At 61.6% G+C, this 12,378-nt stretch carries 13 protein-coding genes; 4 read left to right on the plus strand and 9 right to left on the minus strand.

From position 1 onward, the window contains the following. Genes ACZCWR_RS15120 through ACZCWR_RS15135 form a run of 4 tightly spaced genes read right to left on the minus strand, consistent with a single transcriptional unit; the run spans position 1 to position 2,603 of the window. Positions 1 to 1,023, minus strand: coding sequence for an aspartate carbamoyltransferase catalytic subunit (locus tag ACZCWR_RS15120; protein ID WP_487301536.1), 1,023 nt, complete (start codon positions 1,021 to 1,023; stop codon positions 1 to 3). Between the two features lie 53 nt (positions 1,024 to 1,076). Continuing rightward, the gene (gene pyrR / locus ACZCWR_RS15125) at positions 1,077 to 1,595 is read right to left on the minus strand and encodes a bifunctional pyr operon transcriptional regulator/uracil phosphoribosyltransferase PyrR (protein ID WP_487301537.1); all 519 of its coding nucleotides are present in this window, start codon (positions 1,593 to 1,595) and stop codon (positions 1,077 to 1,079) included. Further along, positions 1,582 to 2,028, minus strand: coding sequence for a Holliday junction resolvase RuvX (ruvX, locus tag ACZCWR_RS15130; RefSeq protein ID WP_487301538.1), 447 nt, complete (start codon positions 2,026 to 2,028; stop codon positions 1,582 to 1,584). Before ruvX ends, pyrR begins: the two co-directional genes overlap by 14 nt. Further along, positions 2,025 to 2,603, minus strand: a complete 579-nt coding sequence (locus ACZCWR_RS15135; RefSeq protein ID WP_487301539.1) for a YqgE/AlgH family protein — start codon at positions 2,601 to 2,603, stop codon at positions 2,025 to 2,027. The genes ruvX and ACZCWR_RS15135 overlap by 4 nt, the downstream gene beginning before the upstream one ends. A gap of 30 nt (positions 2,604 to 2,633) precedes the next feature. Between ACZCWR_RS15135 and ACZCWR_RS15140 the strand changes: the two genes are divergently transcribed. Continuing rightward, positions 2,634 to 4,151, plus strand: coding sequence for a cryptochrome/photolyase family protein (locus ACZCWR_RS15140; protein WP_487301540.1), 1,518 nt, complete (start codon positions 2,634 to 2,636; stop codon positions 4,149 to 4,151). Here ACZCWR_RS15140 and ACZCWR_RS15145 read toward each other — a convergent pair. Both ACZCWR_RS15145 and ACZCWR_RS15150 read right to left on the minus strand, forming a co-directional pair. After that, positions 4,141 to 5,538, minus strand: coding sequence for a hypothetical protein (locus ACZCWR_RS15145; protein WP_487301541.1), 1,398 nt, complete (start codon positions 5,536 to 5,538; stop codon positions 4,141 to 4,143). The two genes, ACZCWR_RS15140 and ACZCWR_RS15145, sit on opposite strands and share 11 nt — an antisense overlap. Before the next feature lie 288 nt (positions 5,539 to 5,826). Continuing rightward, the gene (locus tag ACZCWR_RS15150) at positions 5,827 to 5,997 is read right to left on the minus strand and encodes a rubredoxin (protein WP_025527884.1); all 171 of its coding nucleotides are present in this window, start codon (positions 5,995 to 5,997) and stop codon (positions 5,827 to 5,829) included. Positions 5,998 to 6,290: 293 nt separating this feature from the next. Between ACZCWR_RS15150 and thiD the strand changes: the two genes are divergently transcribed. From thiD to ACZCWR_RS15165, 3 genes are read left to right on the plus strand one after another with little or no spacing between them, the layout of a single operon-like run. Next, the gene (gene thiD, locus ACZCWR_RS15155; RefSeq protein WP_487303341.1) at positions 6,291 to 7,166 is read left to right on the plus strand and encodes a bifunctional hydroxymethylpyrimidine kinase/phosphomethylpyrimidine kinase; all 876 of its coding nucleotides are present in this window, start codon (positions 6,291 to 6,293) and stop codon (positions 7,164 to 7,166) included. Between the two features lie 36 nt (positions 7,167 to 7,202). Then, positions 7,203 to 7,988 (plus strand): DUF72 domain-containing protein, encoded by a 786-nt coding sequence (locus tag ACZCWR_RS15160; protein WP_487301542.1) that lies wholly within the window; start codon positions 7,203 to 7,205, stop codon positions 7,986 to 7,988. Positions 7,989 to 8,013: 25 nt separating this feature from the next. After that, positions 8,014 to 8,442 (plus strand): hypothetical protein, encoded by a 429-nt coding sequence (locus ACZCWR_RS15165; RefSeq protein ID WP_487301543.1) that lies wholly within the window; start codon positions 8,014 to 8,016, stop codon positions 8,440 to 8,442. Between the two features lie 96 nt (positions 8,443 to 8,538). Here ACZCWR_RS15165 and groL read toward each other — a convergent pair whose 3' ends face one another. From groL to ACZCWR_RS15180, 3 genes are all read right to left on the minus strand, one after another. Next, positions 8,539 to 10,179, minus strand: coding sequence for a chaperonin GroEL (groL, locus tag ACZCWR_RS15170; RefSeq protein WP_487301544.1), 1,641 nt, complete (start codon positions 10,177 to 10,179; stop codon positions 8,539 to 8,541). Between the two features lie 101 nt (positions 10,180 to 10,280). Further along, complete coding sequence (locus ACZCWR_RS15175) at positions 10,281 to 10,571, minus strand: co-chaperone GroES (RefSeq protein ID WP_061122614.1); 291 nt, start codon at positions 10,569 to 10,571, stop codon at positions 10,281 to 10,283. Positions 10,572 to 10,814: 243 nt separating this feature from the next. Next, positions 10,815 to 11,990: an ATP-binding protein gene (locus tag ACZCWR_RS15180; RefSeq protein WP_487301545.1), complete on the minus strand. Its 1,176-nt coding sequence runs from the start codon at positions 11,988 to 11,990 to the stop codon at positions 10,815 to 10,817. Positions 11,991 to 12,378 lie beyond the last annotated feature (388 nt).

Genomic DNA, 12,378 nt, shown 5'->3' on the forward strand with positions numbered 1-12,378 from the left:
TTAGTCGCTGTTACCGGCCACGATACCCATCACCGCCATGCGCACGGCGATACCGAAAGTCACCTGATTCAGGATGACGGATTGCGGACCGTCCGCCACCTGCGAATCGATTTCGACGCCACGATTCATCGGCCCCGGATGCATGACGATGGCATCGGGCGCGGCGAGCGCGAGACGCTCGGGCGTGAGTCCCCAACTCTTGAAATATTCCTGCGCCGACGGCAGCAACGCGCCGCTCATCCGCTCGTTCTGCAAGCGCAGCATGATGATGACATCGACGCCCTTCAAGCCTTCGTCGAGGTTGTGATACACGTGCACGCCCATTTGATCGAGATTGCCGGGCAGCAGCGTGCGCGGCCCGATGGCGCGCACTTCCGGCACGCCGAGCGTGGTCAGCGCGTGAATGTCCGAACGCGCCACGCGCGAATGCAGAATGTCCCCGACAATTGCCACGCGCAGCTTCGTGAAGTCGCGCTTGTAATGGCGGATGGTGTACATGTCGAGCAAGCCCTGCGTCGGATGCGCGTGACGGCCGTCGCCCGCGTTGATCACATGAACATGCGGCGCGCAATGTTCCGCGATCAGATACGGCGCACCGCTCGATGCATGACGCACGACGAACATATCGGCGTGCATCGCGGAGAGGTTGTTGATCGTGTCGAGCAGCGATTCACCCTTGCTCGTCGACGATGCATTGATGTTCAAATTCAGCACGTCCGCCGACAGGCGCTTGGCCGCAATCTCGAACGTGGTGCGCGTGCGCGTGGAGTTCTCGAAGAAGAGATTGAACACCGACTTGCCGCGCAGCAGCGGCACTTTCTTGACTTCGCGGTCGGTCACGCTCACGAACTGCTCGGCGGTATCGAGAATGTGTGTGACGATGGAGCGCGGCAAACCTTCGATACTGAGCAGATGCTTCAGCTCGCCGTTCTTCGTGAGTTGCGGATTGCCTTTGAGAAAGCCGTATCTGAACGTGTCGGCGCGCTGGTCGGATTCCGCCGCGCCCTGAGTGGCCGTTTGCATGATGATCCCGGATCTTTCCTGAATTGCTGAGTAATAGCCGATACAGACTTCGCTTATTGGCTCGCGCGTGCTTCCGTCGTGAAGGCGAAGGTGCCGTCGTCGTTCAGCGCGAGCACGAGGTTTTCGTTCGCGGGCACGTCGACATTCCCGCCGACGAAGCGCGCGCCGATCGGCATTTCGCGTCCGCCGCGATCGGCGAGCACGGCAAGCTCGATCGACGCCGGTCGCCCATAGTCGTACAACTCGTTGATGGCCGCGCGCACGGTGCGTCCGGTGGACAGCACGTCATCGATCAGGATGATGTGGCGGCCGTTCACATCGAAGGGCAACTCGGTAGGGCGCGCCTGGGTGTGCAAGCCCTTCTTCGCGTAATCGTCGCGATGCAGCGCCACGTTCACCACGCCGAACGCGTTCGCGCCAAGGTCCTTCGCGAGCCGTTCGACCAGCCACACGCCGCCGCTGTAGATGCCCGCGAGCACCGCGCCATCCTGCGCGGCGAGCGATGCACCGTGCGCCGCGCGAATCTGTCCGACGAGCACGCTATAGAGCGCTTCGGCGTCAATGGAACTCATGGTCGTCGGGAAGTCCGTCGAGGTATTGTTGAAGGATGACGCGGGCGGCTTCGGCATCGATGTCGTCATAGCGGCCGCGCGCGTTGGTGCGCACGCCGCGCGCGCGAAGATCGGCCTTGGCATCGACGGACGAATAGCGTTCGTCCACCCATTGCACCGGCACGTTAAAGCGCCCGTTCAGTTGATTGCCGAAGCGCCTGGCCATCGCGCTCATTTCGTGCGGCGTGCCATCGGGATGCATCGGCATGCCGACGACCACGGCATTCGGCTTCCATTCGTCGAGCAGCTTGCCCACGGCATCGAAGCGATATTCGCGATTGCGGTTCTCCACCACGACCAGGGCACGCGCATTGCGAGTCAGCGTGTTGCCGACCGCCACCCCGATGCGTTTCTCGCCGTAATCGAATGCCAGCAGCGTGGCTTCGCGGCTCATGCGTGCCCTGCTTCGCCCGACAACGTGGAGCGCGACACGCCGAGCAGCGAAAGCGCGGCTTCGAGGCGTTCTTCGGCGGGAACATCGAAAATGACGCGCGGGTCTGCTTCCACCGTGAGCCATCCGTTGCGGGAGATTTCCTCTTCGAGCTGGCCCGCGCCCCAACCGGCATGGCCGAGCGTGAGCAGGAAACGGTCGGGGCCCTTGCCGCTGGCGACTGCTTCGAGCACGTCTTTCGAAGTGGTCATGGCAAGGCCGCCGGGCACGCTCATGGATGAGCTATACGGTTCGCCCTCGCCTTCCTCGTGCAGCACGAAGCCGCGCTCCGTTTGGACAGGACCGCCAAAATACACGGGAAGATGGACGAGCGGTTCGATCTCCAGCTTGAGATCGATACGTTGAAAAAGCGACTGGAGATCGATGTCGGTCGGCCGGTTGATGACGAGGCCAAGCGCACCTTTCTCGGTGTGATCGCAGAGGTAGACCACGGTTCCTGAAAACGTCGGATCGGCCATGGACGGCATGGCAATCAGGAACTGATTCGTCAAATTGATGCGATCGGAAGTCTTGGACATAATTCGCAATTTTACCAAAGGCGCTGCAAGATGGCCGACTTCGAGCTGGGTTTGATCTGGTTTCGGCGGGACCTGCGCGCAGCAGACAATGCTGCACTCTATCATGCGCTAACTCGCTGCCGCCGCGTGCTGTGTGCGTTCGTTTTCGACCGCGATATCCTCGCGCCGCTCGATAAAAAGGACCGCCGCGTGGCGTTTATTCATGCGAGCGCGGTCGAACTCGATCGCACCTTGCGCGAGGCGGGCGGCGGGTTGATCGTGCGGCACGGGCATCCGTTGCACGAGATTCCGGCGCTCGCGCGCGAATGTGGTGTCGATGCCGTGTTCACCAATCGCGACTACGAACTATCCGCGAAAGAACGCGACGATGCGGTGGCCAAAAAGTTGGCAAGCGCGGACATTGCGTTCTTCAGCTTCAAGGATCAGGCCGTTTTCGATCATGACACGGTGATGACGGGCGCGGACAAGCCTTACACGGTCTTCACGCCGTACAAGCGTAAGTGGCTCGACACGCTCACGCCGGATGCGTTGAAGCCGTATGCATCGGAAGATCATCTGAACGCGCTGACGAAGCCGCCCTCGAACGTGAAGCACGCCATGCCGACGCTCGCGCAACTCGGTTTCGCGGATGCCCACGCGCCCGCGTTCCCCGCTGGCACGAGCGGCGCATACGAACTCTTCGATGACTTTCGCGACCGCATGGCCGACTACGATCACGCGCGCGAATTTCCGGCGCGCAAGGGTCCGAGTTATCTCGGCGTGCATCTGCGTCACGGCACGATCTCGATTCGCGCGCTCGCCCGCGTGGCGCACGATGCGCAACGTCACGGCAGTAAGGGCGCGCAAACGTGGCTCGGCGAACTGATCTGGCGGGAGTTCTACTTCTCCGTGCTGCACCATTTTCCGCATATCGGCGTGCCGGGGGATCATCGCGCGTTCCGGCCGGAATACGATCGAATCGAATGGGAAACGGGCGATGCCGCCGAGGCGAATTTCGCGGCTTGGTGCGCGGGGCAAACGGGCTATCCGCTCGTGGATGCCGCCATGCGCCAGATCAACGAATCGGGCTACATGCACAACCGTCTGCGGATGGTGGTGGCGAGCTTTCTGACGAAGGATCTGGGTATCGACTGGCGGCGCGGCGAGGCGTATTTCGAGGCACTGCTCAACGATTTCGAGTTGTCGAACAATAACGGCGGCTGGCAGTGGGCGTCATCGAGCGGATGCGATGCGCAGCCGTACTTCCGCATCTTCAATCCGGTCACGCAGTCACAGAAGTTCGATTCGGCAGGCACGTTCATTCGTCATTACGTGCCGGAGATCGCAGGCTTGTCGGAGCGCGATATTCACGCGCCGTGGCTCGCCAAACCGGATGCGCTGAAGGCCGCGAAAATTTCGCTCGGCGCGGAGTATCCGCAGCCGATCATCGATCACGATGCCGCGAGAAAACGCACGCTTGCGCGTTATGGCGTGGTGCGCGGGCCGGGCAAACGCGCGACGGGCAAGCAGGACGCCCGCGATGAACGGGACGAAGACGTCAGCGCCTGAGCTCGATCGGGCGTTCGATCATCGTGGTGAGCGCGACGATCGACGCCCGCCCTTCCGATGGCGCGATGCCCGCGGCGGCCTGATGCAGCATCGAGCGCAGCATTTGGGCGGCGCGTTCGGGCACGGCGGCGTCGAGGCCGCGTGTATCGGTGGAGTTCGTGCCATCGATGGCCGCTGGCTGCGTCTCACCATGATGCGCGACGCGACGCCACGCGAGACCCAGCGTATCGGCAAGCTGCGCGACGTGGCCCAGCCCGAGCGCGCACGCCGCCGCGCCCAGCCGGTGCGATGCATTGGCCGCACTCAGTGCCGCCGATGCATCCACGGTGCCGGTTTCACTGGCCTGCGCGCCGCGCTCGACCAACCCTTCTATCGATGCCTCCGCGCTCTGCAAGAAGTCCTCGTACGCGGCCGCGTTCACGCGCAGCACGCCGAGATCGCGCGTGGCCGCGTTGCGCGCGCCGTCTTCCGTGGCCTGCTCCCAGACGGCTTCGGAATCGGGCGTCGCGACGACGTGCCATGCGACCGTCAGGCCGTAATCGCGCAATACGTCCACGCGTTCGGTGTCGGCGGACGTCGCGCCATGCAAGGCGAAATCACGCCATAAGAGTGCGAGCGTCGCGCGCACCAGCGAACGCGGCGCGTACATGAGCGCGTTGGCCTGATCCGCGAGCACGAGATTGAAACGCGCATAGAGACGCCGCGCGTCCGCGTGATCCGCCGATTCCGCGCCATAGCGACGCTCGACGCGCTCGCGTAGCGCCCACACGGTGTTGAGCGCGAGCCGCCAGAAGTCGTAGGGATCGGGGCCGCCGAGTTCGCCGAGACATTCGTCGAGCGGCGCGAACAGTTCGTCGGTCGGACCGGCGGGTGCGCGCAGCAGCTTGAGCAACGCTTCCTCGTAACGCGCGCGGATGCGGGCAAGCCGGTCGGGCGCGATCTCCGCGAGCGTTGCGGGCGCGATGGCGCGGCCTGCGAGCGCCAGATCGTCGTAGGAAACTGGCGCGATGCGCGTATGCGTGGCAAGCAGCGCATGCAAGCCGCGATAGTGTTCGAACAGTGTCGTCGAGCACGACAGTTCGCGCAGATTGTGACGCTCCACCGCCGCGCCGAAGGCCGAAAGCGCATCGAGGATGCGTCCGCGCGTGGCTTCCGATTCATCGCCGAGCGGCGCGACGAGCGCCAGCGCTTCCGCGAAACGCTGCGCAGGCAGCCATCCCGCCGAATGCAGCGCGGAAATCGCGCGCTTGAGCGCCGGCGCAGTTTCGCCCTGACGCTGCAACGCGTGGAGCGCATCGGCGAGCGCCATCTCGGCGAGCCGCACCGATCCGCCGCGCGGATTAGGCAGCACGTCGGGCGCAATGGTGAGATCAGGGCGAGAGGTCATAGGGCGCTCACAGGCGGATGCGGATACGCAGTTACGCGGGACGAACCGGCGCGCATTCGGTTGCTCCGCTTTCCCGGCAAGTCTGCTGGGGGAAAGCGAAGCCTTCCCGGCTCCCAGGCGTATGCATTAAACCGCCGGGACGGGAAATCGATAACGCTCGCGGCGAAACGGTCCCGATGCTCCACGAGCAAAACGAAACCAGCGCGCTTCTGCACCGAGCAAGAACGCGGCCCGCAAAACGATGCGCGCCGCATGACGCGAATCATGCGGCGCGGTGAACCATGCGGATCAGATCTGGACCATTTCGAAATCTTCCTTGCGGGCTCCGCATTCCGGGCAGGTCCAGTTGATCGGAACGTCCTCCCAACGCGTGCCGGGCGCGATGCCCTCTTCGGGCAGGCCCGCTTCCTCGTCGTAGATCCAGCCGCAGATCAGGCACATCCAGCTTCTGTATTCCATACTTATGCCGCGTCGATTGATCGATTGAAATTAGGACATGATGGTACCGTGTTGCGGTTACGATGCCTAGCAAGCTGCCCGCCCGGCTCGTGCGCACAAGCATGACGGGACGCACGAAACAATCCCGCGCGCCCGAAAAAAGTGCGCAAAGACAGCAGACTGGAGGCATTAGGCCGCATAATCGAACCATAATCCAAAGATGATCGAGCGTGCTGCGCGGGTGCGTCTCAAGGCTCGCTCGATGTCAGACCGTTCTACACGAGCACACCAATATCACAATGTCCGTATTTGCCATGACCGGCGACTCTCCCCCGATCGTAATGACTTTCGGCCTCTCGGACCCGACCGGCGGTTCCGGCCTGCAGGCCGACCTGCTGACGCTCGCGAGCATGGGCTGTCACGGCGTGACCGTGCTGACCGGCTACGCCGTGCGGGATTCCGCCACCTGCGACGAAGTGAACGGGCTCGACCCCGACACCGTGGCCGCGCAGGCGCGCATGTTGCTGGAGGACATGCCGGTGATGGCGTTCAAGGTCGGCGCGGCGACGCGTGCAGAAGTGGTTTCCGCGATCGCCGAAGTCGTGTCCGACTACGACGACGTCCCGCTGATCCTCGCGCCGGATTTCACGCTCGACGACGAACACGTGCTGTCCGCCGACGAGTTGCGCGAGTCGCTGGCTGATTTGCTGGTGCCGCAGACGACCATGCTGATCGCCGATCACGCGACGCTGCTGCAACTCGCGCAGCCGGACAGCGACGCCGAAGCGCCGACGCTCGACAGCGCGATCTCGCATATCCTCGCGCAAGGCTGCGAGTATGTGCTGGCGATGGAAATTGGCTCGCACAGTCACGTCAACACGTTGTACAGCGAGGAAGGACAGGTTCGGCAGGATATGTGGGAGCGCGGCGTGAATCGCGTGACGGGTCTGACGGATACACTCGGGTCTGCTGTTGCCGCTTTGCTTGCCAACGGACAGGAACCTGCGGAAGCCGCGCGGGAAGCGCAGGAGTACGTGTTTCAGGCGGCGCGCGCGGCGTTCCGTCCGGGCATGGGCGCGTATCTCCCGGACCGGTTTTTCTGGGCGCGCGCGAACGATGTGGATGAAGACGGCGAATCCCCTGCGCTCCCCGACGATCCGCCGGGCTTGCCCGGAGAAGCGCGGCACTAGACGTCAGACCATAACCGAGGGAGGCTTCGCGAGCGCATGCCGTACCGTCTGCCCCATCTGCACAAACCCGGCCCGCAGGGCGCGATCCGCATCGGCTGCGCGGGTTGGGGACTGTCGAGCGCCGTGTCGTCGAGCTTTCCCGCCGAAGGCTCGCATCTGGAACGCTTCGCGCATGTGCTGACGTGCGTCGAGATCAATTCGAGCTTCTACAAGCCGCATCGCGAACAGACTTATGCGCATTGGGCGGAGAGCGTGCCGGAATCGTTCCGCTTTTCGGTGAAGCTGCCGAAGTCGATCACGCACGATGCGCGGCTCGCGAATACCGAAGCGCTGATCGATGAATTCCTGGCGTCGGCCGGTCAGTTGGGCGACAAACTCGGTTGCTGGCTCACGCAATTGCCGCCGAGTTTGCCGTTCGAACACGACGCGGCCGAAGCGTTTTTCAAGGCGCTGCGCGAACGCACCAAGCTGCCGGTCGCGTGCGAGGCGCGGCATCCGACGTGGTTCACCACGCAAGCGGCGGCGCTGCTGAAGGCGCATCACATCGCGTACGTGGACGCCGATCCGATCCCCGACGACTGCGAGATCAAGCATCGCGCGGATACGTCGCTGGTCTATGTGCGGCTGCACGGCTCGCCCGAGCTGTACAAGTCTTCGTACAACTACACCTATCTCGACGATCTCGCGCGCACGCTGCATGCACGCGCGAAGAAAACGCCCGAGGTCTGGTGCGTGTTCGATAACACCGCCGAAGGACACGCGCAGCCCAACGCGTTGCATTTGCTGGAACGGCTGCGGACTCATCACAAGCCGCATAAATAGCCTCTTTACTTCGGGAGCATGCTCGATGCATAGGTCGGCAAGACGAATCGCACGTCTCGTACAAGTTTCTTTGCTCGTTTCCCTGTTCCATTTCGCCTTGCCCGCTCACGCTCAACAATCGCCGCCGCCAGAATCCAAGCCGGTCGGCGATGGTACGTTCCTGCTCACCATCTTCCTCAAGCACGACGAGTCGAAGACGCTGCCGCAGATCAATCAGCAACTGAAGGAACAAGGCTACTTCAAGCAGTTTCCGCCGCCGGGCGTTGAGGTAGTGTCGTGGTATGTGATGATGGGCATCGGTCAGGTGGTGACGTTGCGCGTGCCCGCTGACCGTCTGCGCGAGGTGAATCGCGCGATAGAAACGACGGCATGGGGCGGGTATCGGACGGAGTTTTATCCGACCTACGACTACAAAGCGGCCGCCCAGAAGTTGCGGGATGAGATGAACAAATAGCGCCTTCGCGCGAAACGTATAGACGAAAAAAAGCCCGCATCGCTGCGGGCTTTTTCGTACTGCCGGGATGAAACCGGTAACGAGGGCGAAGCCTTATTACATGTCCATGCCCATGCCGCCCATGCCGCCGGGCATGCCGCCCGCCATCGGAGCGTCGTCCTTCGGCAGTTCGGCAACGGCTGCGTCGGTCGTCAGCAGCAGGCCTGCCACCGATGCCGCGTTTTGCAGCGCAGTGCGCGTGACCTTCGTCGGGTCCACGACGCCGGCTTCGACCAGATCACCGTACTCGCCGGTGGCTGCGTTGTAGCCGTAGTTGCCCGTGCCCTGAGCCACAGCCGCCACGACCACCGAGGCTTCTTCGCCGCCGTTCGTGACGATCTGGCGCAGCGGTTCTTCCATTGCACGCAGAACGATCTTGATGCCGGCGTCCTGATCCGGGTTTGCACCCTTCAGGCCGTCGATCGCACGACGCGCACGGATCAGCGCAACACCGCCGCCCGCCACGATGCCTTCTTCCACAGCCGCGCGCGTGGCGTGCAGTGCGTCTTCGACACGTGCCTTCTTTTCCTTCATTTCGACTTCGGTCGCAGCGCCGACCTTGATCACTGCAACGCCGCCGGCCAGCTTGGCCACGCGCTCTTGCAGCTTTTCACGGTCGTAGTCCGACGTCGCTTCTTCGATCTGCTTGCGCACTTGCTTCACGCGCGCTTCGATGTTCACGGCTTCGCCAGCGCCATCGATGATCGTCGTGTTTTCCTTGCCCACTTCGATACGCTTCGCCTGACCCAGTTCGGCCAGCGTTGCCTTTTCGAGCGTGAGGCCGGTTTCTTCCGCGACAACTTGACCGCCGGTCAGGATCGCGATGTCTTCCAGCATGGCCTTGCGACGGTCGCCAAAGCCCGGAGCCTTCACAGCAACGGTCTTGAGAATGCCGCGGATGTTGTTCACAACCAGCGTAGCCAGCGCTTCGCCTTCGACGTCTTCAGCGATGATCAGCAGCGGACGGCCAGCCTTGGCGACTTGTTCGAGCACCGGGAGAAGGTCGCGAATGTTCGACACCTTCTTGTCGTGCAGCAGCACGAACGGGTTCTCGAGCACGGCAACTTGCTTGTCCGGATTGTTGATGAAGTACGGCGACAGGTAGCCGCGATCGAACTGCATGCCTTCCACGACGTCCAGCTCGTCTTCCAGCGACTTGCCGTCTTCGACGGTGATGACGCCTTCCTTGCCGACCTTGTCCATGGCTTCGGCGATACGGTCACCGATGGACGTGTCGCTGTTCGCCGAGATCGAGCCGACCTGAGCGATTTCCTTGTTCGTCGTGCAGGGCTTGCTGATCTTGCGCAGTTCTTCGATGGCAGCCGAAACCGCCTTGTCGATGCCGCGCTTCAGGTCCATCGGGTTCATGCCCGATGCGACGTACTTCATGCCTTCGCGAACGATGGATTGCGCGAGCACGGTAGCGGTCGTGGTGCCGTCACCTGCGTTGTCGCTGGTCTTGGAAGCGACTTCCTTGACCATTTGCGCGCCCATGTTCTGAAGCTTGTCCTTCAGTTCGATTTCCTTGGCGACCGAAACGCCGTCCTTGGTGACCGTCGGGCCGCCGAAAGAACGCTCGAGCACGACATTGCGGCCCTTCGGACCCAGCGTGACCTTGACCGCGTTGGCCAGGATGTTCACGCCTTCGACCATCTTGGCGCGTGCGGAATCGCCAAAAGTGACTTCTTTAGCTGCCATATCCAGACTCCTTGATTCGATTCGATTTGCAGGCTTCGCTTCTCGCGCCCGTTGGAAGGCTGCGGCTTATGAAAGCGAAGCCGAACGTGCAGGAAGGATGCTTACTTGACCAGAACGGCCATGATGTCTTCTTCGCGCATGACGAGCAGTTCCTGCCCGTCGACCTTGACGGTCTGGCCGGCGTACTTGCCGAACAGCACGCGGTCGCCCACCTTCACGTCGAGGGCGTTTTGCGTGCCCTTGTCATCGCGCTTGCCCGGGCCGATGGCCAGGACTTCGCCTTGATCCGGCTTTTCTGCCGCGGCTTCCGGAATCACGATTCCCGATGCGGTCTTGGTTTCCTGGTCCAGACGTTTGACGATGACGCGATCGTGCAAAGGACGAAGGTTCATACACACTCCTGTCTTGATTGAGACTGAATACTCGGGAAAACCCGTCTTTTGAGTTCGATTGTGCTCTCACCCGCCCGACGGCAATCTTGTTAGCACTCTCGTGCGGTGAGTGCCAATTATATGGACGGGATTTGACAATTTCAAGGAGGGGTGAGGCCAGAAGCGCGAATATTGGTCGTGTCGTGATTCGGGAGAACGCGGAGGCAGGCCAGATCGCGCCCGCCCAAGACCTTCCCGAGATGCCTAAGCCAGCCGCGTGAAATTGCGAATCAGGTAGTCGTTGAACATCGGCACAGTAAAGGCTATGTCTCCATGCGATGGGCTGTAGATCATACCTTTGCTGATGATCTGGGCACGGCGGGGACCGAGGCTCTGTAGAGTCTCGTTAAGTGCGTCGGCAACATCAGAGGAGCGGTAGGGGCCATTGCCCAGTTTCGCCATCGCGATGACGTACTCACGCTCTTTAGGCGTGAGCCGATCAAAGCGCACCTTGAAAAAACCCTCGTCCAGACGCTTGAGCGTTGTCGTCTCGGCTAGCTGCGCATCTATGACGGATATCGTGTCGCCCGCTGCAAGATTCCAACATTGATGGCCCCACTCCTGAAGAAAGTAAGGGTACCCCTTGGTTTTCGCAAAGATCTCGCTCAAGGCCGCGTCATCCACGAACGCGCCTTCATCAGTCACCGGCTGACGGATCGCTGCTTTCGCGTCTTCCTCTGGCAGCGCCCCCACTTCCGGGTAGTGGAACAATCTCTCGGCGTACGATTTCGCCTCTCCTGACAAAGCAGCGACTTGAGGCAAGCCGGCACCGAAAAACACCACAGGCAAGCCTTTTTGGTTGACCTTATGCAACGCTACGATCAAAGCCGCCAAGTCTCGTTCGCCGAGGTATTGAACTTCGTCGATTAGCAGCGTCCAGGCTTTGCCTCCAGCCTTGGCAGCCTCGCCGATCCGCACGAACAATTCAGGAAGATCGTTTTCAAGATCTCCGCTGTCTGCTACCCCTTCTTCGGCATCCACTGCGATAGAAAGATCGCCGTATTCAAGTTTGAATGTGGAAGCAAAAGACCGGAGGGCTCGCATTGCGTCATATGCTTTTGCCTTGGCATTGGCTGTCGCAGACAGCTTTCGGAGCGCTTGATGCATGCGGGGCAACAATTGCTCGCCCAAGGACTTGTTCTCGGGGGCCTCGATCATTGAAGTCACGTGCCCACGCTCCATCGCAAGCGCTTCGACCGCATTGAGCAGTACGGTTTTGCCTACGCCGCGCAATCCAAGGAACATTTGTGAGCGACTGGGCTTGCACAGCAATGCGCGCTCAATTGCGATGCGAGCGTCCTCGATGATTGCCTCGCGGCCAGCGAGTTCAGGCGGCTTACTGCCTGCACCCGGCGCAAAGGGATTTCTGACTGGATCCAAGATGTACCCTTATATACAAATCTATAGCTAAGTATAGCTTTCTCTTCATATATTTAGCTAGATTTCAGTACAGAACCGCGTTAGACGTAGGCCTACGGTCTGCAAGGGTCGACAATAGCCGATCTGCCATTGCTGGCGTTGGAAACACGTGGCGCAAGGCAGCGTTCGCACCCACGCGAAGCGATTTGATAGGCTCGCCCACAAACCATCCGATCCACTTCGCAGCAAGATAAAACGACACCGTGTATCTTTCTACCGGGCGACGAAAACATGACTCAGCCTCATCGATGGCTCGCTCACGTCGCTCCTGCCTGCATCGCCAGAACCATACTGCTTCACCCGCAAGAACCCCGGCAGCCGGGCCGAACGGTCCGGCTTCACGCTCTCA

This window comes from Caballeronia sp. A2-2 (assembly GCF_057612605.2).

What these genes read in the sequence shown, in the direction of transcription:
- ACZCWR_RS15175 (WP_061122614.1), bottom strand. Translation starts at nt 10,571, where the DNA reads ATGAACCTTCGTCCTTTGCACGATCGCGTCATCGTCAAACGTCTGGAC.
- ACZCWR_RS15150 (WP_025527884.1), bottom strand. Translation starts at nt 5,997, where the DNA reads ATGGAATACAGAAGCTGGATGTGCCTGATCTGCGGCTGGATCTACGAC.
- ACZCWR_RS15165 (WP_487301543.1), top strand. Translation starts at nt 8,014, where the DNA reads ATGCATAGGTCGGCAAGACGAATCGCACGTCTCGTACAAGTTTCTTTG.
- ACZCWR_RS15135 (WP_487301539.1), bottom strand. Translation starts at nt 2,603, where the DNA reads ATGTCCAAGACTTCCGATCGCATCAATTTGACGAATCAGTTCCTGATT.
- ACZCWR_RS15120 (WP_487301536.1), bottom strand. Translation starts at nt 1,023, where the DNA reads ATGCAAACGGCCACTCAGGGCGCGGCGGAATCCGACCAGCGCGCCGAC.
- pyrR (WP_487301537.1), bottom strand. Translation starts at nt 1,595, where the DNA reads ATGAGTTCCATTGACGCCGAAGCGCTCTATAGCGTGCTCGTCGGACAG.
- ACZCWR_RS15160 (WP_487301542.1), top strand. Translation starts at nt 7,203, where the DNA reads ATGCCGTACCGTCTGCCCCATCTGCACAAACCCGGCCCGCAGGGCGCG.
- ruvX (WP_487301538.1), bottom strand. Translation starts at nt 2,028, where the DNA reads ATGAGCCGCGAAGCCACGCTGCTGGCATTCGATTACGGCGAGAAACGC.
- ACZCWR_RS15140 (WP_487301540.1), top strand. Translation starts at nt 2,634, where the DNA reads ATGGCCGACTTCGAGCTGGGTTTGATCTGGTTTCGGCGGGACCTGCGC.
- ACZCWR_RS15145 (WP_487301541.1), bottom strand. Translation starts at nt 5,538, where the DNA reads ATGACCTCTCGCCCTGATCTCACCATTGCGCCCGACGTGCTGCCTAAT.
- thiD (WP_487303341.1), top strand. Translation starts at nt 6,291, where the DNA reads ATGACCGGCGACTCTCCCCCGATCGTAATGACTTTCGGCCTCTCGGAC.
- groL (WP_487301544.1), bottom strand. Translation starts at nt 10,179, where the DNA reads ATGGCAGCTAAAGAAGTCACTTTTGGCGATTCCGCACGCGCCAAGATG.